This window comes from Cupriavidus alkaliphilus, from assembly GCF_900094595.1.
Taxonomy (GTDB): Bacteria; Pseudomonadota; Gammaproteobacteria; order Burkholderiales; family Burkholderiaceae; genus Cupriavidus; species Cupriavidus alkaliphilus.
Map to the genome: position 1 here is coordinate 23,656 of NZ_FMAD01000004.1, position 22,844 is coordinate 46,499.

20 protein-coding genes are annotated in these 22,844 nt (G+C 68.1%); 11 read left to right on the forward strand and 9 right to left on the reverse strand.

Annotated elements, in window-relative coordinates:
* Positions 1–36: 36 nt before the first annotated feature.
* Genes GA0116996_RS09515 through GA0116996_RS09525 form a run of 3 tightly spaced genes read left to right on the forward strand, consistent with a single transcriptional unit; the run spans position 37 to position 2,533 of the window.
* Positions 37–1,239 carry a beta-ketoacyl-[acyl-carrier-protein] synthase family protein gene (locus tag GA0116996_RS09515; protein WP_092309886.1) on the forward strand — a complete coding sequence of 401 codons (1,203 nt, stop codon included), beginning with the start codon at positions 37–39 and terminating at the stop codon, positions 1,237–1,239.
* 9 nt (positions 1,240–1,248) lie between these two features.
* Entirely contained in the window at positions 1,249–2,061 is an 813-nt protein-coding gene (locus GA0116996_RS09520; RefSeq protein ID WP_092309889.1) for a beta-ketoacyl synthase chain length factor, read from the forward strand.
* Positions 2,054–2,533: a hotdog family protein gene (locus tag GA0116996_RS09525; RefSeq protein ID WP_092309892.1), complete on the forward strand. Its 480-nt coding sequence runs from the start codon at positions 2,054–2,056 to the stop codon at positions 2,531–2,533. Before GA0116996_RS09520 ends, GA0116996_RS09525 begins: the two co-directional genes overlap by 8 nt.
* 24 nt (positions 2,534–2,557) lie before the next feature.
* Here GA0116996_RS09525 and fahA read toward each other — a convergent pair whose 3' ends face one another.
* The 3 genes from fahA to GA0116996_RS09540 all read right to left on the reverse strand — a co-directional run bounded on the left by fahA (position 2,558) and on the right by GA0116996_RS09540 (position 6,063).
* Positions 2,558–3,820: a fumarylacetoacetase gene (gene fahA / locus GA0116996_RS09530; protein ID WP_092309895.1), complete on the reverse strand. Its 1,263-nt coding sequence runs from the start codon at positions 3,818–3,820 to the stop codon at positions 2,558–2,560.
* A 132-nt stretch (positions 3,821–3,952) separates the two neighbouring features.
* Positions 3,953–5,272 (reverse strand): homogentisate 1,2-dioxygenase, encoded by a 1,320-nt coding sequence (gene hmgA, locus GA0116996_RS09535; RefSeq protein ID WP_092309898.1) that lies wholly within the window; start codon positions 5,270–5,272, stop codon positions 3,953–3,955.
* A 407-nt stretch (positions 5,273–5,679) separates the two neighbouring features.
* Positions 5,680–6,063: a helix-turn-helix domain-containing protein gene (locus tag GA0116996_RS09540; RefSeq protein WP_092309901.1), complete on the reverse strand. Its 384-nt coding sequence runs from the start codon at positions 6,061–6,063 to the stop codon at positions 5,680–5,682.
* 338 nt (positions 6,064–6,401) lie between these two features.
* Here GA0116996_RS09540 and GA0116996_RS09545 point away from each other — a divergent pair, with 338 nt between their 5' ends.
* The 3 genes from GA0116996_RS09545 to GA0116996_RS09555 all read left to right on the forward strand — a co-directional run bounded on the left by GA0116996_RS09545 (position 6,402) and on the right by GA0116996_RS09555 (position 8,546).
* Positions 6,402–7,016 (forward strand): TetR/AcrR family transcriptional regulator, encoded by a 615-nt coding sequence (locus GA0116996_RS09545; RefSeq protein ID WP_232348250.1) that lies wholly within the window; start codon positions 6,402–6,404, stop codon positions 7,014–7,016.
* Positions 7,017–7,182: 166 nt separating this feature from the next.
* A complete protein-coding gene (locus GA0116996_RS09550; RefSeq protein ID WP_092311168.1) occupies positions 7,183–8,199 on the forward strand; it encodes an alpha/beta fold hydrolase in 1,017 nt (338 codons plus the stop codon).
* Between the two features lie 14 nt (positions 8,200–8,213).
* Positions 8,214–8,546 carry a DUF2917 domain-containing protein gene (locus GA0116996_RS09555; RefSeq protein ID WP_092309907.1) on the forward strand — a complete coding sequence of 111 codons (333 nt, stop codon included), beginning with the start codon at positions 8,214–8,216 and terminating at the stop codon, positions 8,544–8,546.
* A gap of 177 nt (positions 8,547–8,723) precedes the next feature.
* Here the strand turns inward: GA0116996_RS09555 and aliA are convergent, their stop codons facing one another.
* From aliA to badH, 4 genes are read right to left on the reverse strand one after another with little or no spacing between them, the layout of a single operon-like run.
* On the reverse strand, positions 8,724–10,367 hold the full coding sequence (gene aliA / locus GA0116996_RS09560) for a cyclohexanecarboxylate-CoA ligase (RefSeq protein WP_092309910.1): 1,644 nt from the start codon (positions 10,365–10,367) through the stop codon (positions 8,724–8,726).
* A gap of 49 nt (positions 10,368–10,416) precedes the next feature.
* Positions 10,417–11,568 (reverse strand): cyclohexanecarboxyl-CoA dehydrogenase, encoded by a 1,152-nt coding sequence (gene aliB / locus GA0116996_RS09565; protein WP_092309913.1) that lies wholly within the window; start codon positions 11,566–11,568, stop codon positions 10,417–10,419.
* A gap of 26 nt (positions 11,569–11,594) precedes the next feature.
* Entirely contained in the window at positions 11,595–12,377 is a 783-nt protein-coding gene (gene badI / locus GA0116996_RS09570) for a 2-ketocyclohexanecarboxyl-CoA hydrolase (RefSeq protein ID WP_092309915.1), read from the reverse strand.
* A 36-nt stretch (positions 12,378–12,413) separates the two neighbouring features.
* The gene (badH, locus tag GA0116996_RS09575) at positions 12,414–13,181 is read right to left on the reverse strand and encodes a 2-hydroxycyclohexanecarboxyl-CoA dehydrogenase (RefSeq protein WP_092309918.1); all 768 of its coding nucleotides are present in this window, start codon (positions 13,179–13,181) and stop codon (positions 12,414–12,416) included.
* A 139-nt stretch (positions 13,182–13,320) separates the two neighbouring features.
* On the opposite strand from badH, the gene GA0116996_RS09580 reads away from it, so the two are divergent.
* The 5 genes from GA0116996_RS09580 to GA0116996_RS09600 all read left to right on the forward strand — a co-directional run bounded on the left by GA0116996_RS09580 (position 13,321) and on the right by GA0116996_RS09600 (position 18,109).
* A complete protein-coding gene (locus tag GA0116996_RS09580) occupies positions 13,321–13,842 on the forward strand; it encodes a MarR family winged helix-turn-helix transcriptional regulator (protein WP_092309921.1) in 522 nt (173 codons plus the stop codon).
* A gap of 238 nt (positions 13,843–14,080) precedes the next feature.
* Entirely contained in the window at positions 14,081–14,374 is a 294-nt protein-coding gene (locus tag GA0116996_RS09585; protein ID WP_092309924.1) for a GYD domain-containing protein, read from the forward strand.
* 174 nt (positions 14,375–14,548) lie between these two features.
* Complete coding sequence (locus tag GA0116996_RS09590; RefSeq protein WP_092309927.1) at positions 14,549–14,773, forward strand: DUF2188 domain-containing protein; 225 nt, start codon at positions 14,549–14,551, stop codon at positions 14,771–14,773.
* A 42-nt stretch (positions 14,774–14,815) separates the two neighbouring features.
* A complete protein-coding gene (locus GA0116996_RS09595; protein ID WP_207781286.1) occupies positions 14,816–15,874 on the forward strand; it encodes an AI-2E family transporter in 1,059 nt (352 codons plus the stop codon).
* 135 nt (positions 15,875–16,009) lie between these two features.
* Positions 16,010–18,109: a TonB-dependent siderophore receptor gene (locus GA0116996_RS09600; protein ID WP_092309933.1), complete on the forward strand. Its 2,100-nt coding sequence runs from the start codon at positions 16,010–16,012 to the stop codon at positions 18,107–18,109.
* Positions 18,110–18,159: 50 nt separating this feature from the next.
* Here GA0116996_RS09600 and fdhF read toward each other — a convergent pair whose 3' ends face one another.
* Together fdhF and GA0116996_RS09610 are read right to left on the reverse strand one after the other, a co-directional pair.
* Positions 18,160–20,982, reverse strand: coding sequence for a formate dehydrogenase subunit alpha (gene fdhF / locus GA0116996_RS09605; RefSeq protein ID WP_092309936.1), 2,823 nt, complete (start codon positions 20,980–20,982; stop codon positions 18,160–18,162).
* Between the two features lie 26 nt (positions 20,983–21,008).
* Positions 21,009–22,718 (reverse strand): NADH-ubiquinone oxidoreductase-F iron-sulfur binding region domain-containing protein, encoded by a 1,710-nt coding sequence (locus GA0116996_RS09610; RefSeq protein WP_092309939.1) that lies wholly within the window; start codon positions 22,716–22,718, stop codon positions 21,009–21,011.
* Between the last annotated feature and the right edge of the window lie 126 nt (positions 22,719–22,844).

A 22,844-nucleotide genomic window follows, 5' to 3' on the forward strand; every position in this document is an offset into this window, starting at 1 on the left:
CCTTCAGAGATTCCTTCCATTCGCCTCACCGAAGCTGTGTCCCCGCTCCTGTTCTCGCATTTCACCGCCACCAGCTGCCTCGGCGCCGGCCTTGACGCCACGCTGGGGGCGCTGCGCGCGCAGCGCGGTGGCCTGGCGCCCTGCCGCTTCGGCGACGTCGCCCTCGATACCTATGTCGGCGAAGTCGCCGGCCTCGACGCCGTCACGCTGCCGGCCGCGCTGGCCGTGTTCGACTGCCGCAACAACCGGCTGGCGCAGCTGGCGCTGGAGCAGGATGGCTTCGCCGCGCGGGTGCGCGAGGCGGCGGCGCGCTACGGCGCCCACCGCATCGGTGTCTTTCTCGGCACCAGCACCGCAGGCGTGCTGCAGACGGAACTGGGCTACCGCCAGCGCGACCCGGCCAGTGGCGCGCTGCCGTCGGACTTCCACTACGGCGGCACGCACAACCCCTACTCGCTGCCGGCGTTCCTGCGCCAGCAGCTGGGCCTGACAGGGCCGGCGGCAGCGGTGTCGTCGGCGTGCTCGTCCGGAGCCAAGGTGTTCAGCTCGGCGCGGCGCATGCTGGAGGCCGGGCTGATCGATGCGGCGGTGGTAGGCGGCGTCGACTCGCTGTGCCACACCACGCTGTACGGCTTCAATGCGCTGGAGTTGTTGTCGCGCCAGCCGTGCCGGCCCTACGACGTGGCCCGCAACGGCATCTCGATCGGCGAAGGCGCGGTATTCGGCCTGCTCGAACGCGTGACCGGCACGGTGGCGGACGATGCCATCCTGCTCGCAGGCATCGGCGAATCGAGCGACGCCCACCATATGTCGACGCCACACCCGCAGGGGCTGGGCGCGCGCATGGCGATGGCGCAGGCGCTGGCCGGCGCAGGCATCGCGCCGGAGCAGGTCGGCTACGTCAACCTGCACGGCACCGCCACGCGCAGCAACGACGCCGCCGAAGCGCTGGCCATGGCCGCGGTGCTGCCCGGCACGCCGTGCAGCTCGACCAAGGGCGCCACCGGCCATGCGCTGGGCGCGGCCGGCGCGCTCGAGGCGGTGATCTGCGCGCTGGCGCTGCGCCACGGCCTGGTGCCGGCCGGCATCAACACCACGCAGGTCGACCCCGCGCTCGGCGTGAACTACCAGCTCGCCAACCAGGACACGCCGTTGCGCTACGCGATGAGCAATGCGTTCGGTTTCGGTGGATCCAACTGCAGCCTGCTGTTCGCCCGTGCGGACGCGGTTGCTCACTGAGCCAGCGCCATGCCACAGCCCGTCTATCTCGAAAGCATCGGCCTGCTCGGCCCCGGCCTGAGCGGCTGGCAGCAGGCCAGTGCCGTGCTCGCGGGACGCACGCCGTACGCGCACGCGGCCACCGAGCTGCCGCTGCCGTCGGGCCTGCCCCCGGCCGAGCGCCGCCGCACCGGGCCCACCGTCCGGTTGGCGCTGGGCGTGGGCCAGCAGGCGGTGGCGGCCAGCGGCTGCGATGCCGCGCAACTGCCGACGATCTTCACCTCGTCCAGCAGCGATGGCCACAACTTCCATGCCATCTGCGAAGCGCTGGCGCAGCCCGAGCCGCTGATGTCGCCCACGCGCTTCCACAACTCCGTGCACAACGCGACCGCCGGCTACTGGTCGATCGCCACCGGCGCGATGCGCGCCTCCAACGTGCTGTGCGCGATGGATGGCAGCTTTGGCGCGGGTCTGCTGGAAGGCGCGCTGCAGGCCACCGCCGATGCGCAGCCGTGCCTGCTGGTCGCCTATGACACCGGCTATCCGGAGCCGCTGCACAGCTGCCGGCCGATTCCCGACCCGTTCGGCGTGGCGCTGCTGCTGACGCCGCAACCGAGCGCGCGCTCGCTGGCGCGCATCGGGGTGGCGCTGACACAGGCGCCGGCCACCGTGATGCCGGACACGGCGCTTGAAGCGCTGCGCAACTCGGCCCCGGCCGCGCGCGTGCTGCCGCTCCTCGCCGCCATCGCCCGCGGCGAGACCGGCACGGTGGTACTGGATTATCTGGATACGCTGCGGATCGAAGCCGAAGTCACCAGTCTCGGCAGCCAGGCCCATGCCTGAGGCGATCCGGGACCGCGCCTGGATCGCGGCGCGCATTCCGCACCAGGGCAGCATGTGCCTGCTCGACGGCGTGGCGGCGTGGGACGCGGCATCGATCCGCTGCACGGCAACCAGCCACACGCACGCGGAGAATCCGCTGCGCGCGCAGGACCGGCTGGCAGCGGTGTGCGGGATCGAATATGCCGCGCAGGCCATGGCCGTGCATGGCGCCCTGCTGGCCGAGGCCGTGCAGGCAGGCGGCGCGCAGCAGCGCCCGCGAACGGGCTATCTTGCGAGCGTGCGCAAGCTGGTGCTGCAGGTGGAACGGCTCGACGATATCCCGGCGCCGCTGGAAGTCACGGCTGAGCGCATCAGCGGCGAAGGGGCCACCGTGCTCTATGCCTTTGTCGTCAGTGCCGCGGGACGTACGCTGCTGTCCGGCCGCGCGGCGGTCATCCTGGATGCCGCCGCGCTTGGCGCTGACGCCGGCTGAAACCTGCCGGCCAGCGCCCTCGCTTTAACGCGCCGGCAGGATCTTGCCCGACACCGTACCGAAGCCGACGCGGTAGCCGTCGCCCTGGCAGTAGCCGGTCATGATCACGTCGTCGCCGTCCTGCAGGAAGCTGCGCTGGCTGCCATCGGCCAGGGTCAGCGGCTCGGCGCCGTTGCGGGTCAGCTCGAGCAGGCTGCCGTAAGAGTCCGGCGTAGTGCCGCTGATCGTGCCCGAGCCCATCAGATCGCCCACGCGCACGTTGCAGCCCGACACGGTGTGGTGCGCCAGCTGCTGCGCCATGGTCCAGTACATCGCCTTGAAGTTGGTGCGGCAGATGGTGCTGGGGGCCGTTGCGCCGGCGGGCTGCAGTGCGACTTCGAGTGCGATGTCGTAGGCGTTCTTGCCCTGCTGCTGCAGGTACGACAGCGGCTCGGGCGATTGCGCGGGATTGTCGCGGCGGAACGGCTCGAGCGCTTCCATGGTGACCACCCACGGCGAGATCGAGGTCCCGAAGCCCTTGCTGTTGAACGGCCCCAGCGGCACGTATTCCCATTGCTGGATATCGCGCGCGCTCCAGTCGTTGAGCAGCACCATGCCGAACATATGCGCCGGCGCGTCGGCGGTGCTGACGGGCTCGCCCAGGGCCGAGGGCTTGCCGACGATAAAGCCCATCTCCAGCTCGAAATCCAGCTTGCGGCAGGCGCTGAAAACCGGGCGCGCCTCGTTCGGCAGCTTGATCTGGCCGTTGGGGCGATGCAGCGGCGTGCCGCTCACCACCACCGAGCTGGCGCGGCCGTTGTAGCCGATCGGGATTTCCAGCCAGTTCGGCAGCAGCGCGTTGTCCGGATCGCGGAACATGCGGCCGACATTGGTAGCGTGCTCCTTCGACGAATAGAAGTCCGTGTAGCCCGGGATCTCGACCGGCAGGTGCAGGGTCGCGGCCGACATCGGCACCAGCGCCTGGTCGCGCAAGGCGGCGTTGTCGCGCAACGCGGCGTCCGCACCGGACAGCAGTGCCGTCAGGCGCCGGCGCGTTTCGCTCCATACCGGCTGGCCCAGCGCGATGAAGCGGTTCAGGCTGGCCGCGGCAAAAGTGCCCCGGGCCGCTTCAGGCAGCAGGCCCGCCTGGTCCAGTGCGGCGAGGTCCAGGACCTGGTCGCCGATGGCGACGCCGACACGGGGCGCCTGGCCTTTGGTGGAAAACACGCCGTAGGGCAGGTTCTGCAGCGGAAAATGGGTGTTGCCGTCGTTGGCGCTGGCGATCCAGCTGGTTTGGGGGGCGGTCATCGGGTACTCCGGAAAGTTTGGCGGGCACGCTTGGCGTGCCGGCAGTTGTCTTGCCTTATGGCAGCCTGGCCTCTCGCCGGCCCGCTCCCGCGAGCGGGAGAAAAGACCGGCGGGATGGCAGGCACCAGCGCGTTAGCGGACGTTCGGGTTGAAATGCTTCTTCAGGCCTTGCCAGCAGGTGTAGTACTCCTGCTGCAGCGACGCCGACTGCGCGGCATACGGCGTCGGGCGGATCACGCCCGGCGTTTCGAACATGAACGCCATGGTGTTTTCGATGTGGTGCGGCGTCGAGGTGTCGGCCACGCTGGCCTTCTCGAACGTCTCGGCATCCGGGCCGTGGCCGCTCATGCAGTTGTGCAGGCTGGCACCGCCGGGCGCGAAGCCTTCGGCCTTGGCGTCATAGACGCCCGCGATCAGGCCCATGAATTCGCTGGCGATATTGCGGTGGAACCAGGGCGGGCGGAACGAGTCCTGCATGGCCAGCCAGCGCGGCCCGAAGATGACGAAGTCAATGGTGTCGACGCCCGGCGTATCCGACGGCGACTGCAGCACCAGGAAGATCGACGGATCCGGATGGTCGTAACTGATCGAGCCGATGGTGTTGAAGCGGCGCAGGTCATACTTGTACGGCGCGTAGTTGCCGTGCCAGGCCACCACGTCGAGCGGCGAGTGGCCAATGTCGGCGCGCCACAGATTGCCCTGGAACTTGGCCACCAGCTCGAAGCTGCCCTCGCGGTCTTCATAGCCGGCCACCGGCGAGAGGAAGTCGCGCGGGTTGGCCAGGCCGTTCGAGCCGATCACGCCCAAGTCAGGCAGGCGAAACAGCGCGCCGTAGTTCTCGCAGATATAGCCGCGCGCCTCGCCGTCAGGCAGCTCCACGCGGAAGCGCACCCCGCGCGGGATCACCACGATTTCGTGCGGCTCGACTTCCAGGCGGCCGAGTTCGGTCACCATCAGCAGCCGGCCCTGCTGCGGCACGATCAGCATCTCGCCGTCGGCGTTATAGAAAAAGCGGTCCTGCATCGAGCGGTTGGCCAGGTACAGGTGGATGCCGCAGCCGGTCATCGCTTCCGGGCCGCCATTGCCGGCCATGGTGACGATGCCATCGACAAAATCGGTCGGCACCGACGGCATTGCCGGCGGGCTCCAGCGCATCTGGTTCGGCGACGGCGGCACCTGGTCGAAGCGGCTCAGGAAACGCGACTGTTCGATCAGCGTGAACGGCTTGTGCATCGCCGCCGGGCGGATGCGGTACAGCCATGAACGGCGGTTGTGCGCGCGCGGCGCCGTGAACGCCGTGCCCGACAACTGCTCGGCATACAGGCCATAGGGCGCGCGTTGGGGCGAGTTCTGGCCCACCGGTAGCGCGCCTGGCAGTGCCTCGGTGGCGAATTCGTTGGCGAAGCCGGACATATAGCCGTGCTCGGCAAGCTGGGTATGCGTGAGGTCCATGGTGTTGTTTGCGTCTCCGGGAGGGTCCATCAGCGCAGCGCTGGCCGCACGGCGCTTGAATTACGTATTGTTCAATGAATTTACCATATCGTAATCATCGGAACCGGGCGTGTCAAACCGCGGATGCGCACGGGCAGCACACGGCGCACTTGCAGTTGTAGGCGGCGAAGCGGGAAATTGGGAAGGTGCCGCTGGCGGGCGCCAGAGCGGCAGGAAGAAAAGGCTTGAAAGCGCCGGCTCAGGCAGTCAGGCCTGCGGCGTCATGGCTGTCCGGTGCCAGAAACGGCTCTCGGGACAAAAGCGGCTCGGCGCGCGCCAGAGGGCACGCGCCGCTTGCGGAGGGTGGCCTGGAGGCCTGCTGCCGGACCGGCCCGCACAAGCATGCGCGCGGCCAGGCAGAAGGCGGATCAGACCGGTTTGTGGCCCTCGCCGGTACCCGGGCCGAAACCGCCGCCGGAGGCCGGTGTCGCGGCCGGTGCCGGCGCGCTGCCAGCGGGCTGGCCGGCTATCGAGGCAGCGGTCACGCCGCCGTTGCGGCTGGCAATGAAAGCGTTGACGTCGGCGGCAAGGTGCTGCGGCGCCAGCACCACTTCCAGGCCCAGGGCCTCGCAGGCCGCCAGGAAGGTCGACATGCGGGGGTCGGCCTGGCCTGATTCTGCCCGGAGGTAGGCCTCCCGGGAAATGCCCGCCTTGCGGGCGACGTCCTCCTGCTTGAGCTTGCGCGCGCGGCGCAGCGCCCGCAGTTGCCGGAACGGTTCGCTAGCGCCTCTCGGCACGGCTGTACTGTTCATGTCGGTCTCCAGTCACCAGTGAAAAAAAGTGCGCGGACGTGCATTCGAGTATAGAGCACGCAAAGCGTTCCGTATGTAACCGCCGAAACACTTTGTGCAGATTTCTTGCTGGCCCGTCATCTTGCGCCGGCATCTACCCGAAGGCGCCCATCCAAGCGTCGGACAGAGCACAACGCCTTCGCGCCGCCTTGACAGTAACGGGCCCTCGGAATTTGCGTTGACGTCACATGCATAGCTGTATGACGTTATGGCCTCCCGGACACAACAACGCAAGTCGGGGCAACTACCATGCATCCGGTTTCGTTGACAAACCGACCGGTCGTGCTATTCTTCGCTGCATGCAGAAAGGACACCTCACCCGCAAAGCCATCATCGAGCAGGCGCTGGACGCCGCCGCCAAGGTCGGCTTCGAGCAGTTGTCGCTGGCCACCCTGGCGGCCGACACCAATATGTCCAAGAGCGGCCTGTATGCGCACTTCAAGTCCAAGGAGATGCTGCAACAGGCGGTGCTGGACTTGGCAGTGGAGCGTTTCGGCGACATCGTGATCCGGCCGGCGATGCGCCAGCCACGCGGCATGCCGCGCTTGCAGGCGCTGTTCGAAGGCTACCTGGAATGGCTGGGCGGCACGGTGACGCAGGGGCGGTGCCTGTTTACCGCGCTGGGGCAGGAGTATCGCGACCGCCCCGGCTCGATCCGCGACCTGGTGGTGCAGTCGTTGAAGGACTGGCACAGCACCATCGCGCGGGTGGTGGGGGACGCCATCGAAGAGGGCCAGTTCGGGCCGAAAGTCGACCCGCGCCAGTTCGCCTTCGAGTTGTCCGGCATCGGCATGGCCTTCCAGCAATCGTTCAAGCTGCTGGGGCGCCAGGATGCGGAAGCGATGGCGCGGAACGCCTTTGCGGCCCTGGTTGCGCGCGCGGCGGCAGACGCGCCCCATCCCGCGGGGACCTGACATCGGCGCCGGCGCTATCCCGCCGGCGGGCAGCAAACCGCTCCGGCGGGCTTTTTTTGTACCGAAAAAAGCACGACTGGTCGGTCTTTTAAGAAGCGCGAGACGCCTCCGGCCAGCCCGGTTCCGATGACGCCGCGCAATCCAGAACCCATTGGAGGTGCAGGTCGTGACGCAAGCAGTCTCTTCTCCTTCCCCGGTTTCCCCTTCTCCCGCCGCGGCGGCGACGGCCTTGCGCAACCCCGATGCGTCGGCGCCCGCCAGCCGCGACGGCACCGTGCAGCGTGCCCTGATGGGGTTGCAGCGCTTGCGCTGGCAAGCGGGCAGCGTGCTGATGCCCGCGGCGACGGCGCGCCGGCTCGAGCGCATCTGGTTCAGCCCGCCGCGGGGCGCCGCCACCTCCGCCGCCCTGCACGCGCTGGACGGTGCGCGCGCCGACTGGGCCCTCGTGACCGGCCATGGACCTAGCCGGCGGGTGCGGGTCTACCGCTGGGGCAGCGCCGGGCCGGTGGTGCTGCTCGCCCATGGGTGGGGCGGCCATGCGGGCCAGTGGCATGCGGTGATCGACGGCTTGTTGGCGGCGGGCATGCGGGTCGTGGCATTCGATGCGCTGTCGCACGGCGCCTCCGATGCCGGCGCGCGCGGCGCCGCGCAGACTTCGGTGCTGGAGATGTCGCGCTCGCTGCTGGCGGCAGCATGGCATGCCGGCCCCGTCCACGCCGTGGTGGCACATTCGCTGGGCGGCGCGGCGACGGCGCTGGCGCTGCGCGAAGGCCTGCCGGCGAGCGCCGCGGTGCTGCTGGGCGCGCCCGCCGACATGCGCGCGGCATGCGCCGCGCTGGCGTGGCAACTGGGCGTGGCGCCGGCGGTGCTGGGCCGCATGCAGCGTCACAGCGAACGCTGGCTGGGCATGCCATGGTCGGCCTTCAACGTGCCGGACCTGGGCCGCGCCCGCGCGGTGCCGCCGACCCTGGTGATCCATGACCGCGACGACAAGGAGGTGCGCTGGGAAGACGGCGCGGCCATCGCCGGCGCCTGGCCTGGCGCGCGGCTGGAAACCACCACCGGCCTCGGGCACCGCCGCATCCTGCGCGATCCCGCCGTGATCCAGCGCATCGCCGAATTCATCCGGCCGCCATCCGCGCCACGCGAGAAGCCGGTACCCGCCGGCCTGGCCGTGACCTGAACCAGGAGACCATCATGTACCTGGTAAGCAACGATATGACCGCCACCCTGCCCGCCCGCAGCTCGCTGCGGCTGGTCGCCGGGCCCGGCGAACGGGTGGCGGTGCGCTGCACCGCGGGCGAGCTGTGGCTGATCCGCGATGGCGATCCGAAGGACACGGCGTTGACGGCAAGCGAGTGCTTTACCTTGTCCGATGCCGGCCATGTCGAGCTGTATGCGATCACCGCCGCCTCCTTGCACGTCACCCGCTGCAAGACAGCGCCCGATCCCGTTCCCGACGCATGGCGACAGCGGCTATGGCGCTGGCTGGGCCCGCGCAGCCAGGGCTATACCGGCGCCGGCCGCTGACCCGAGTCACCTGGCTCTGGCCGTTACCCCGTCGGCCATCCGCCGACAGGCCTTGCTCGCTTGTCGCGCCGGCGCGTTGGCGGACGGGTGTGGGTCATGGCGGTTAATTGCGCAATTGCAATTGAACAAAAAGTCGCTGGCCTTGCGCCCGCGCGCGGGATATCGGCCGGCGCAGCGTCAGCCAGCCTCGCCAAGCAGCATCTCGCGCAGCCGGAACTTCTGGATCTTGCCGGCAGGCGTTGCCGGTAGTGCGTCCCGCACCACCAGTTTCTCCGGAATGTATTGCAGCGCCATCTTCTGCTGCTTGAGCCAGTCGACCATGGCCGCCAGGTCGATGGACTGCCCCGCCCGGGGCACGACGAAGGCGCATGCACGCTCGCCGAGGCGCGCATCGGGATAGGCCACGATCGCCACCTGCGCCACCGCGGGATGCCGGTACAGCAGGGTCTCGACTTCCAGCACGGGGATGTTCTCGCCGCCGCGGATGATCACGTCCTTGCTGCGGCCGGCGATGCGCAGGTAACCGTCCGCGTTCAGCCGGGCCAGGTCGCCGGTGTCGAACCAGCCGTCGGCATCGGTGCCGTTCAGTTGCGGGCGCTTCAGGTAGCCGCCGAAGTTGGAACAGGCGCGCACCAGCAGCCGGCCGGTCGCGCCCACCGGCACCTCCGCACCGGTACCGTCGACCACGCGGATCGCCACGCCGGGCAACGGGCGGCCGTCGGTGGTCGACGCGCGCTCGTCGCTGTCCTCGGGCAGCGTCGTGGTGACCGCGCCGTTCTCGGTCATGCCCCATGCCGACACGATCTTCGCACCCAGCGCCTGCCGTGCCTGCTCGACCAGCGCGCCCGGAATCGGCGCGCCCGCGCACAGGAAGATCCGCAGGCTCGGCACTGGCACGCCGGACTCGGCCACCACGCGCGCCAGGTCGGTCAGGAATGGCGTGGAACCCATGGTAAAGGTCACGCCCTCGTCGCGGATCAGCGCGGCGGCGCGCGCGGGGTCCCAGATGTCCTGCAGCACCGCATGCGCACCCAGCATCACCGGCATCATCAGGCCGTACATGAAGCCGGTCTGGTGCGCCATCGGCGAGGCCATCAGCACCACGTCGTCGCAGGTGAGTCGCAGCCGGCCTGCATAGGCGACGATGTTGGAGAACAGCGTGTTGGCGCTATGCATCACGCCCTTGGGTTCGCCGGTGGTGCCGGAGGTGTAGATCAGCTGCGTGACGTCATCCGGACCGGGGCAGCTGCGCAGCAGGATGGCGGCGGCATCGGCGTGGTCTTCCCAGGCCGGGCCGCTCAGCAGCGCCTCGAAGCTGTCGTCGCCATCGCCATCCATCACGACGACATGACGCAGCGCGGGCAGCGCATCGCGCAAACCCCGCAGCATCTGCGCATGATCGAAGCCGCGGAACGCGTTCGGCACGACCACCACCTTGCTTTGCGCGTGCGCCAGCATGAACGATAGCTCGCGCTCGCGGAAGATCGGCATGACCGGGTTGAGCACCGCGCCCAGCCGCGCGCAGGCCAGGTACAGCACGCTCAGGTGCCAGCCGTTGGGCAACTGGCATGAGACCACGTCGCCGGCAACGATGCTTAGGCGCGAAAGGCCTACCGCCACACGATCGGCCATGCGGGCCAGCTCCCGCCAGGTGAAGCGCGTCACGTCTTCACGCTCGATGCTGAGCGCCGTCAACGCGGTTGCGTCGGGCCGGTCCCGCACGCATGCGGCAAGATAGTCGTTGATGGTACGGTCCTGCCAGTGCCCGGCGGCAACACTGGCGGCACGGCGCGGCGCGATCAATACGGCGTCGAAATCCAAGGCGGTCTCCTCGTTGTTGTGTGCTGCCAGTCGTGGCGCGGACGGCGGGTCAGGCCGGTACCGCCTCGCGCCCCGCGCGGGTGCGCGCGATGATGGTCTTCATGATCTGCGCGGTGCCGTCGCCGATCTGGAAGCCGAGCACGTCGCGCAGGCGCTGCTCCATCACGCCGCGGTCGTAGCCGCCATGGCCGAAGCACAGCAGGCACTGGTGCACCGCGTCGTAAGCCAGCTTGGGCGCCCACCACTTGCACATCGCGGCCTCCGCGGTATGCGGCAAGCCATGGTCCTTCAGCCACAGCGTCTGCAGGCACAGCAGGCGCGCCGCGGTCACCTGGGTCTGGAAATCGGCAAGCGGGTGCGACACGCCCTGGAACGCCGACAGCGGCTTGCCGAAGGCCTGGCGTTGCGCCACATAGGCCCAGGTTTCGTCCAGCGCGGCCTGGGCCACCGCCAGCACCTGCAGCCCGATCAGCGCGCGCGAGAAATCGAAGCCCTGCATCACCTGCACGAAGCCCTCGCCATCCCGGCCCAGCAGGTGGCTGGCCGGCACGCGCACGTTCTCGAAAAAGACCGAGCCGCGCCCGATGGCGCGCTGGCCATGGCAGTCGAAGCGGTTGCGGGTGATGCCCGGCAGGTCCATCGGCACCAGCAGCGCCGACACGCCGCGCGCCCCCGACTCCACCGAACCGCTGCGCGCGAATACCACCGCGGCGTCGGCCTGGTCGGCGGCGGAGATCGAAGTCTTCTCGCCGTTGAGCACGTAGGCGTCGCCGTCGCGTTCCATGCGCAGGCGCAGGTTGGCGGCGTCGGAGCCGCCGCGCGGCTCGGTCAGCGCGATCGCCAGCAGTGCTTCGCCGCGCGTCAGGCGCTGCAGCCACGGGCCGGCGATTTGCGGCCGCGCGTGGTGCGCGAGGATCTGCCCGTTCAGCGAAGCCAGCAGGTTGATATACGACAGGCTCAGGTCGGCGCGCGCCACCGCTTCGTGGATCACGCCCGCCGCGAGCGAGCCCATGGCCTGCCCGCCATACTGCTCCGGCAACTCGGGCGCGATAAAGCCCATCTCGCCCATCTCGCGCATCAGCGCGCGGTCCAGCACGCGGGTCCGGTCGCGCTCCAGGCAGCCGGGCGCGACGCGCGCATCGGCAAAGCGGCGCGCGTGTTCCGCCAGCGCCATCAGGTCTTCGTCTAGGTAGGGAGTCATGGTCGTCTCCGCGCGGTCCGGTCGGCTTACTTCGCGTACTTGCGGAAGTCCGGCTTGCGCTTTTCCTGGAAGGCGCGCACGCCCTCGCGCGATTCCTCGGTGTCGTAATAGAGCTTGAGCGCGTACATGCCCATGCCGGCGATGCCGCCCTGGTGCGCCGTGTCCATGTTGAACGAGCGCTTGGCGATGGCGATCGCGGTCGGGCTCTTGTCCAGGATCTCGTCGCACCACTTCTGCACTTCGGCGTCGAGCTGCTCGTGCGGCACCACGGCGTTGACCAGCCCCATCGCCAGCGCTTCGGCGGCGGAGTAGCGGCGGCACAGGTACCAGATCTCACGCGCCTTCTTTTCGCCGACCACGCGTGCGAGGAAGGCGGTGCCATAGCCGGGATCGACCGAGCCAACCTTGGGCCCGACCTGCCCGAACACGGCCTTGTCCGAGGCGATGGTGAAATCGCAGATCGTGCACAGCACGTTGCCGCCGCCGATGGCATAGCCCTGCACGCGTGCGATCACCGGCTTGGGCACGTCGCGGATGGCGTTGTGCAGTTCTTCCATCGGCAGGCCGATGGTGCCGCGGCCGTCGTACTGGCCTTCGTGCGCGGACTGGTCGCCGCCGGTGCAGAAGGCCTTGTCGCCGGCGCCGGCCAGCACGATGGCGCCGATCTCGCGGTCATAGCCGGCGCGGTTGATGGCGTGGATCAGTTCGTCGCAGGTGCGGCCGCGGAAGGCGTTCATCTTTTCCGGGCGGTTGATGATGATCCAGGCCGCGCCGTTGCGCACTTCATAGCGGATGTCTTCGTATTGCATGGTCGTCCCCGTTGTCTGTCTGGCAGTGGGTTGCACTCAGCCGTTCATGGTCAGGCCGCCCGACACGCTCAGCACCTGTCCGGTGATAAAGGCGGCGTCGTCGCCGGCGAAGAACAGCACCGCGCCGGGCAGGTCGTCGGGCTGGCCGATGCGGCCCAGCGGGATCGATCGGGTGAAGGCTTCCACCAGCTTGTCGGGGTTGCCCGCGCCCTGCTTGTAGGCGTCGAACAGCGCCGTCTCGGTCGGGCCCGGGCACACCACGTTCACGGTGATGCCGTGGCGCGCATGCTCGCGCGCGATGGTCTTGGAGAACGACACCAGCCCGCCCTTGCACGCGGCATACACGGCCTCGCCGGACGAGCCCACGCGCGCGGCGTCGGAGGCGACATTGACGATGCGCCCGCGCTGGCGCGCCACCATGCCCGGCAGCACCGCGTGGTGCATGTGCAGCGCGCCGGTCAGGTTGATGGCAATCAGCCGCTCCCACTGCGCCGGCTCGGTCTTGACGAACGGTCGGAACACGTCCCAGCCGGCGTTATTGACCAGCACGTCGATGGGGCCCAGCTCCTGCTCCACCGCTGCTAGCGCAGCGTCGACGCTGGCGCGATCGGTGATGTCGCAGCGCACGGACAATGCGCGGCCGCGCGCATCGCGGATCTGCGCCGCCACGCGTTCGCTTGCCTCCGGGTTCAGGTCGAGCACGCCGACAGCCGCGCCCGCACGCGCAAAACGCAAACAGGTTGCGCCACCGATACCGCCGCCACCGCCGGTCACGATGACCGTCTTGCCTTCGAGTCCTTGCACAGCCGTTCTCCTTTCAGGGTTCCGGTGCTATCGTGCCGGCGGTGCCGCCGCCACATGCCCCATCCCTTACGTAAATATATTGACGTATAATAGGTGCGGTCGGCCCTGTTCGCAAGGCATCGAATCTTTGGACATGACTATGGTTAACCCCGAACAGGGAGGCGAACTCCCCACCACCGCCCGCATGGAATTGGCCAACCGGCTGTTCTTCCGCCTCTACCAATGCGCAAACATGTTGCATAAAACGGGGTCGCGAGCCGTCGAAGCGGAAGGCCTGACGACGCAGCAGTGGGCAGTTCTGGGCGCGCTGTCGCGGCCGGAGGCCGCTGATGGCATGAGCGTCGGGGATCTGGCGCGGTACCTGATGGTGAGCCGCCAGAACCTGTCCGGGCTGGTCGGCCGGATGGAACGGGACGGCCACGTCACGCTGGCGCCTGACGGGCGCGACCGCCGCTCGCGGCTGGTGCGGATGAGCGAGCCGGGCCGCGAGGTCTGGCTGCACCAGGCGCAGCCGAAGATCCGGCAGTACTACGAGCAGGCGCTGGACGGCTTCTCCACCAACGACCTGACCCACACGCTGCATTACCTGCTGAAGCTGCTGGACAACATGCGCGCACTGGACGCGCCGGAGGGTGGCGACACCGGGCCGGCACAGGACTAAGGCAGCCGCTGTATCAGGACTGATACACCGCGTGCCGCGCCGCGTGGTCCGGCGCCGTGGCATCTCCCGCTGCGCGGCGCGCCACGTCGGCTGGCGCGCGATATGCATCGCTGTGGGGTTGCTCAGGTTCCCCCGGTGCTGCGCCGGGACGCCCTGAACCACTGCCCCGGCTTGCTGCGATCGGTCGCGTGCGCGCAGCCGGGACGGCGTTCGATCGATCCTTACCGGAGATCCCGCCATGACCCGCTATATCGTGCTAGCCAGCTTCACCGACCAGGGCATCCGCGCCGTCAAGGACACCACCAAGCGCGCCGCCGCGGTGCGCGAGATGGGCGCGCGCTTCGGGGTGCAGATGAAAGACATCTACTGGACCCTGGGCAAATATGACATCGTGCTGACCGTCGAGGCCCAGGATGACGCCAGCATGACCGCGTTCGGGCTGGCGGTCGGCGCGCTGGGCAACGTGCGCACGCAGACGCTGCGCGCCTTCGACGTCGACGAGATGCAGGGGATCCTCGACAAGATGAGCTGAGCCGCCCTGGCACTGCCCTTGTCACCGAAGAACGCCCGCCACGGCACCAGGCGGGCGTTGTCGCGCCTGGCTTGCGTGATTCTTCCGTCAGTCCGACGGTGTTGTCAGACGATGCCCGATAGCTGGCCGGCTGCACACCGCAGACACTCGTACTGCCAACTCCGGGAGAGCGCCATGCCAGGCAAGAATATCCATGTCGTGCCAACCCATAATGGCTGGGCAGTCGAAGCGGAGGGCCGCTCCGGCAACCAGCAGCGCTTCACTTCGATGGACCATGCGATCGCTACCGGCATGGAAAAAGCCAGGCGCGCAAAGGTCGAGCTGCTGATCCACGGCAGGGATCACCAGATCATGGAGCGAAACTCGTTCGGAAGCGCTCCCGCTGACGCCGAAGGGTAGTGTCAGAGTATCATCGGCATCGTTCCCGGGGCACATCTACTCATCGACAATGCGATGCGCAATCTGAAAGGCTTTTACATCCTTCTGGTCGCCGTCACCATTGCGTTCATCTGGATACTGCTGCCCTTCTACAGCGCGATCCTCTGGGGCACCATCCTCGCCATCCTGTTTCACCCCATGCACCGCAAGCTGACGGTGCGCTTGCGCAACCGGGAAAATCTCGCAGCGTTGACCACGCTGCTGGTCTGCGTGCTGATGGCCATTGTCCCGGTGTTCCTGATGATTGCCACGCTCGCGCAGGAAGTGGCCCTTGCCTACAACCAGATCAAGACCGGCAAATGGGATTTCGCCCAGTACTTCCAGACGGCCGTACAGGCCCTGCCCGATTCCGTCGAGGCATGGCTGAATGAAGTCGGATTGGCCGACGTAGCGGGATTGCAAGCGAAACTGACTGAAGGTGCCGCCCGCATCAGCCAGTTCATGGCGGCTCAGGCTGTCGCCATTGGCCAGAACACGCTGCAGTTCGCCGTGGGCCTCGGCGTCATGCTGTATCTGGTGTTTTTCCTGCTGCGGGACGGTACGGTCATTGCCCATCGCTTCCGCGAGGCGATCCCGCTGAGCGACGCCCACACCCGCCGGCTGGTGGGCCGGTTCACCACCGTCGTGCGCGCCACGGTCAAGGGCAACGTCGTGGTGGCGGCGGTTCAGGGAATCCTGGGTGGGCTGGCCTTCCTGCTGCTGGGCATCAATGGAGCGTTGCTGTGGGGCACGCTGATGGCGTTCCTCTCCCTGCTGCCGGCCATTGGCGCCGCGCTGGTCTGGGGTCCGGCCGCAGTGTATTTCTTGCTGGCCGGCCCGGTCTGGAAAGGTATCGCGCTGATTGCCATCGGTACCCTTGTCATTGGCGCCGTGGACAACCTGCTGCGCCCAATCCTGGTCGGCAAGGACACCAAGCTGCCGGACTGGGTCGTGCTGATCTCGACCCTGGGCGGCATGTCCGTGTTTGGCATCAACGGCTTTGTGATAGGCCCGCTGCTTGCCGCGCTGTTTATGTCGTGCTGGGATATTTCGGTGATCGAGGATCGCGACGAGACCATGTGAGCGACCGCGGCGCCATTTCGCCATCTCGCCGTCTTTAGCGTGTTGACGAAGCAACTGAACCCGCATGGACAAAACCTCTAGAAACGCGAATTATTCTCATTTATTATTCGGCCTTTGCTTTTGTCCCGGGCCGTCATGCTCTTCCGCCGTCTTGCCATACCTGCCGCCGCCAGTTCGCTGCTGCTGCCTGCCGTTGTCTCCCACGCCGCCGAAGAACTTGCCACGCTGCCGTCCGTGACGGTCAGCGCCGCCGGTGAGGGGCAGGCCGACGTCGGTTTCGCCACGCGCCGGGCGGCCGGCGTGACCAAGTCGGGCGAAGCCGCGGCCGACGCCGCGCAATCGATCACCGTGATCACGCGCGACCTGCTCGACAGCCAGCAGGCACAGAACCTCGGCGACGCGCTGCAGAACTCGGCCGGCGTGGTCACCAACACCTATGGTCGGCGCGGCTGGGACGACTTCATCATCCGCGGCCAGCGTGCCTCGGAATCAGTCTTTGCCGACGGCCTGCTGGTCGACAGCAACAACCGCGTGGCGCAAGAGCTGTTCGGCGTGGAGCGCGTGGAAGTGCTCAAGGGGCCGGCCTCGATACTGTTCGGCGCGGTGCAGCCCGGCGGCCTGGTCAACATGGTCAGCAAGCGCCCGCGCGCGGAACTGTTCGGCGAACTGGGGTTGACCGTCGGCAACTACGGCTTCCGGCAGATGACGGTCGACGTGGGCACGCCGCTGGCCAACGACAGCAAGGCGGCGTTCCGCCTGAACGGGCTGTTGATGAACAGCGACGATCCGACCGACTTTGTCTGGTATCGCAACCGCTGGATCGCGCCGTCGCTGACGCTCGACCTTGGCGCGCGCACGGACTTCACCATCCTGGCCAGCCACAACCAGCGCAACTACGTGCGCCAGCAGGGCCTGCCCGTGAATGGCACCCTGGTGCCGAACCGCAATGGCGTGGTGCCGGCCAACCGCTTTATCGGCGAACCGCATGCGCCGTCCTATGACGGCGAGCAGAACCGCATCGGCTACGCGTTGACGCACCGGTTCGACTCCGGCTGGACCCTGAACCAGAACCTGCGCTACCAGACATCGTCGCTGACTGGTACGCTGGTCTCGGCCGGCACCATGGCGCTCAACAGCCAGTCGATGAACCGCAGCGGCACGCAGCAGAGCTTTTCGGGAAATTCGTTCGGCGTCGACACCAACGTGCAGCGGACCTTTGCATTCACGGGGCACGCCCACAGCGTGACCTTCGGCATCGACTACCGGCATACGAAGGAAGACCGCCTGCAGAAGACGTGCCGCGTCGCCGCGCTGAACGTCTACCACCCGGTCTACGGCGCCAGCATCAACTGCCCGCCCGCCTATAACCTGGATGCAACCGATACGCTGGATGCGCTCGGCCTTTACCTGCGCGACCAGGTGCGCCTGGCCGAGCGCTGGACCGTGACCGGCGGCGTGCGCTACGAATCGGCGCGGACCGGCACGACGGACCGGCTGGCATCATCGCGCAACACCAACGACAGCAACGCCGTCACCGGCAGCGCGGGCGTAATGTACGACCTGACGAACTGGGCGCGGCCGTACGCAAGCTTCGCCACGTCGTTCCTGCCGAACGCCGGCACCGATGCCAGCGGCGCCACCTTCAAGCCCGAGAAGGGCCGCCAGTACGAGGTGGGCGTCAAGTTCGACATGCCGGACAAGACCGGCCTGCTGACGCTGGCCGCGTTCGACCTGACGCGCACCAATGTGCTCAGCAGCGATCCGGTCAATACGGGATTCAGCGTGGCCGTGGGCGAACAGCGCTCGCGCGGGCTGGAAGTGGAACTGACGCAGGATCTCGGCAACGGCCTCAGCGTGTCGGCGGCCTACGCCTATATCGCCAGCGAAGTCACCGAGGACACCACCGCCGCCAACGTCGGCAAGCCATTGAACAGCGTGCCCCGGCACAGCTTCTCGGTCTGGAGCCAGTATCGCCTGCGTGGCGCGCTGGCCGGCTGGTATGTCGGTGCCGGCGTGCGGGGCGAGAGCGCCAAGCGCGGCTACAGCTTCAACTACACCGTGCCGGGCTACGCCGTCGCCGATCTTGCCGTCGGCTACGTCGCCTCGCACTGGCGCGCGGCATTCAACGTCAAGAACGTGTTCGACAAGATGTACTACGCGGGCGGCCTGAACAACAACGTGCTGCCGGTGGGCAATCCGCGCGTCGCCATGCTCAATGTGACGATGAATTATTGAGGTCGAGGTGGTGTCCCGCGTGCGATGCGAAACACCACCGGTCCGCGCGGCTAGGCCGAAGCGGGCTCCAGGATCTGCCCGCCGCCATAGCTTGATTGCACCGGCACCGCGCCGCCCGCCGTCATCCTGATCGCGCAATACTTGAACTCGGGAATCTTGCCGAACGGGTCCAGCGCCGCGTTGGTCAGCTTGTTGATCGCCGCCTCGTAGTAGCAGAACGGCACGAACACCGCGCCGCGCGGCGTGCCGGCATCGGCGCGCGCATACAGCGTGACCTCGCCGCGCCGCGACGACAGCGTGACCACGCCGCCCGGCGTGCCGCCCAGCGCGTCGAGGTCCAGCGGATGCACCAGCGCCACCGGATCGGGTTCGAGCGCGTCGAGCACGCCGGCACGGCGCGTCATGCTGCCGGTATGCCAGTGCTCCAGCTGGCGCCCGGTGATTAGCACCATCGGATAGTCCGCATCGGGACGCTCCGCGGCCGGAATGATGTCGGCGGGGACAAAGCGGCCCCGGCCGGTGGCGGTCGGGAAGCTGTCCGTGAAAATCACCGGCTCGCCCGGATCGCCCTCTTCCATGCATGGATAGGTCACGGCGTGCTCGCGCTCCAGGCGCTCCCAGGTCATGCCGCCGATGCTCGGCATTGCCTGGCGCATCTCGTTGAACACGTCCTCCACGCTGTCGTAGCGCCAGTCCAGCCCCAGCTGCGCCGCCATCTGCTGGATGATCCACAGGTCCTGGCGCGCCTGCCCCGGCGGATTCAGCGCCTGCCGGCCGAGCTGCACGGTGCGGTCGGTGTTGGTGAAGGTGCCGGTCTTCTCGGGGAAGGCCGAGGCCGGCAGCACCACGTCCGCCAGGTACGCCGTCTCGGTCAGGAAGATGTCCTGCACCACCAGGTGGTCGAGCGAGGCCAGCGCTTCGCGCGCATGCTCGGCGTCGGGATCGGACATCGCCGGGTTCTCGCCCATGATGTACATGCCGCGCACTTCGCCACGCTCGATCGCCTGCATCACCTCGACCACGGTCAGGCCCGGCTGGCGGTCCAGCGGCATGCCCCACAGCGCCTCGAAGCTGGCGATCGCCAGCGGGTCGTCGACGCGCCGGTAGTCCGGGTACATCATCGGGATCAGCCCCGCGTCGGAAGCGCCCTGCACGTTATTCTGCCCGCGCAGCGGATGCAGGCCGGTGCCGGGCCGGCCGATCTGGCCCGTCATCAGCGCCAGCGCGATCAGGCAGCGCGCGTTGTCGGTGCCATGTACGTGCTGCGAGACGCCCATGCCCCACAGGATCATCGAACCCTTCGAGGTGGCATAGACGCGCGCGACCTCGCGGATGGTCTCGGCATCGATGCCGCAGATGGGTGCCATCAGCTCGGGGCTGTACGCGGCCACATTGCGCTGCAGCTCGTCGAAGCCGATGGTGCGGCTGTCGATGAAATCCCGGTCAACCAGGCCCTCGTTGACGATCACATGCATCATCGCGTTGAGCAGCGCCACGTCGGCATCGGGCTTGAACTGCAGGAAGCGCCAGGCGAAGCGCGCCAGGTCGGAGCGGCGCGGATCGGCCACGATCAGTTTGGTGCCGTTCTTCACCGCGTTCTTGATCCAGCTGGCCGCGACCGGGTGGTTCACGGTCGGGTTGGCGCCGATCACGATCACCACCTCGGCCTTGTCGACGTCCATCACCGGGTTCGACACCGCGCCCGAGCCGATCCCTTCCAGCAGCGCCGCCACCGACGACGCATGGCACAGCCGCGTGCAGTGATCGACGTTGTTGCTGCCGAAGCCGGTGCGCACCAGCTTCTGGAACAGGTAGGCCTCTTCATTGCTGCCCTTGGCCGAGCCAAACCCGGCCAGCGCGCGCTTGCCATGGGTGTCGCGGATCTGCGCGAGCTTGCCGCCGGCCAGCGCCAGCGCCTCTTCCCAGCTGGCTTCGCGGAACACGTCCATCACATGGTCGGGATCCATGACGAAATCGCCCTGCTTGGGCACGCCGTCGCGGCGCACCAGCGGCACCGTCAGCCGCTGCGGATGCTGGACGTAGTCAAAGCCGTAACGGCCTTTCACGCACAGGCGCTGGTGGTTGGCCGGGCCGTCGCGCCCTTCCACGAACAGGATGCGGTTGTCCTTGACGTTGTAGGTCAGCTGGCAGCCGACGCCGCAGTACGGGCACACCGATTCCACCTGCTTGTCCGGCACCGCCAGCGCGGCATCGCGCGCGGGCATCAGCGCGCCGGTCGGGCAGGCCTGCACGCATTCGCCGCAGGCGACGCAGGTGGAGGCGCCCATCGGGTCGTCCATGTCGAACACGATGCGCGCATCGTCGCCGCGCAGCGCCAGGCCGATCACGTCGTTGACCTGTTCGTCGCGGCAGGCGCGCAGGCAGCGGGTGCACTGGATGCAGGCATCCAGGTTGACCGCGATGGCAGGATGCGACAGGTCCGCCGCCACGCGCTCGCGCGGGGCGAAGCGCGGCTTGCCGACTTCCAGCTTCGCCGCCCATTGGTCAAGCTCGTTGTTGCGCGTGTATTCCGCTTCCGGCATGTCCGACTGCAGCAGCTCCAGCACGGTGCGCTGGGCGCGCCGGGCGCGCTCGGATTCGGTCTGCACCTGCATGCCTGCGGCGGGATAGCGGCAGCAGGACGGCGCCAGCACGCGCTCGCCCTGGATCTCGACCATGCAGGCGCGGCAATTGCCGGCAGGCTCGAGGCCGTCCTTGTAGCACAGGTGCGGCACGTCGAAGCCTTCGCGCTGCGCCACCTTCAGCAGGCTTTCGCCGGGCTGCGCGCTGACTTCACGGCCGTTGAGCGTAAAGGTGACGGCTGGCTCGGCGGATTCGACTAGCGCGCGTTCGGCGCGGGTCAGTGCATTCATGTCTGTCTCTCAGGCTCGGGCCAGCATCAGGCCAGTTCGTGCGGGAAGTACTTGATCACGCAGTCGACGGGGTTCGGCGCGGCCTGTCCCAGGCCGCAGATCGAGGCATCGCGCATCACCGCGGACAGGTCATCCAGCGCCGCCAGGTCCCACTTCGGCTGGCGGATCAGGTCCAGCGCCTTGGCCGTGCCGGTGCGGCACGGCGTGCATTGCCCGCACGACTCATGCTTGAAGAAATGCATCAGATTGCGCGCCGCCTGCGTGGCGCTGTCGTGGTCGGACAGGATCACGATCGCGGCCGAGCCGATAAAGCAGCCGTAGGGCTGCAGCGTGTCGAAGTCCAGCGGGATATTGCCCAGCGCCGCCGGCAGGATGCCACCCGACGCGCCGCCCGGCAGGTAGCCGTAGAACGCATGGCCGTCGAGCATGCCGCCGCAGTATTCGTCGATCAGCTCGCGCACCGTGATCCCGGCCGGCGCCAGGTGCACGCCAGGTCGTTTGACCCGGCCAGAGACCGAGAACGAACGCAGCCCCTTGCGCCCGTTGCGCCCCTGCGAGGCAAACCACTCGGCGCCCTTCTCGATGATGTCGCGCACCCAGTACAGGGTTTCGAAGTTGTGCTCGAGCGTCGGCCGGCCGAACAGGCCCACCTGTGCCACATAGGGCGGGCGCAGCCGCGGCATGCCACGCTTGCCTTCGATCGATTCGATCATCGCCGATTCTTCGCCGCAGATATACGCGCCCGCGCCACGACGCAGCTCGATGCGCGGCAGGCCCGGAACCGGCGGGTCCTGCTGCAGTTGCCGCAAGGCTTCGGCCAGCAGCGCGCGGCAGCCGGCGTACTCGTCGCGCAGGTAGATGTAGATCGCCGCCACGTCGACCACGCGCGCCGCGATCAGCATGCCCTCGAGGAAGCGGTGCGGATCGCGTTCCAGGTAGACGCGGTCCTTGAAGGTGCCGGGCTCGCCTTCGTCGATATTGACCGCCATCAGCCGCGGCGCGGCTTCGCCACGCACGATGCGCCATTTGCGCCCGGTCGGGAAGCCCGCGCCGCCCAGGCCGCGCAGGCCGGAATCTTCCATCGTGGCGAGTACCGCGGCCGGATCGACCCCGCCGCCGGCCAGGTCCTTCAGCAAGGCATAGCCGCCGTCGCGCCGGTAAGCGTCGTAGTCGATATGGGGTTCGGGCGCATGGCGCACCGCTTTGGCCTGCACGGCGGTGCCGATCGCCTCGGCGCTTGCATGGTCGACCGGGTTCTGCCCGACCAGCGCGGCGGGCGCCTTCTCGCAGCGGCCGATGCAGGGGGCGGCGATCACGCGCACCTCGGTGCCGAGCAGCGCCGGCAGCTTGTCGATCAGCGCCTGCGCACCGGCCAGCTCGCAGGCAATGCCTTCGCATACGCGCACGGTCAGCGCGGGCGGCGGCGCGATCTGGCCGTCGGCATCCTCGCGCACTACGTCGAAGTGGTGGTAGAAGGTGGCGACCTCGTAGACCTCTGTCATCGACAGCCGCAGCTCGCTGGCCAGCGCCACCAGGTGCGGCATGGCGAGCTGGCCGTAGCGGTCGTTGATGCAGTGCAGGTGTTCGATCAGCAGGTCGCGCCGGCGGGGCATGTCGCCCAGCGCCACGCGCACTTCGGCCAGCGCGGCCGCGTCGACCTGCCGGCCCTTGGGCTGGCGGCGCTTGCGCTGCCGGCTGAGGCCCGTCGCCTCGAGGGGAATGACAACCTGGTTCATGGCGTGCCTGGATGTTGATTGTGGGGTATGCGCTGCGCGATCAGGAAGGCGCCCGGCGGGCCGCCCTCCTGTCGTGCCTTGTTGTTGTCGTATTGTGCTACCGCGCGCGGCGGCTGTGCAGGCATC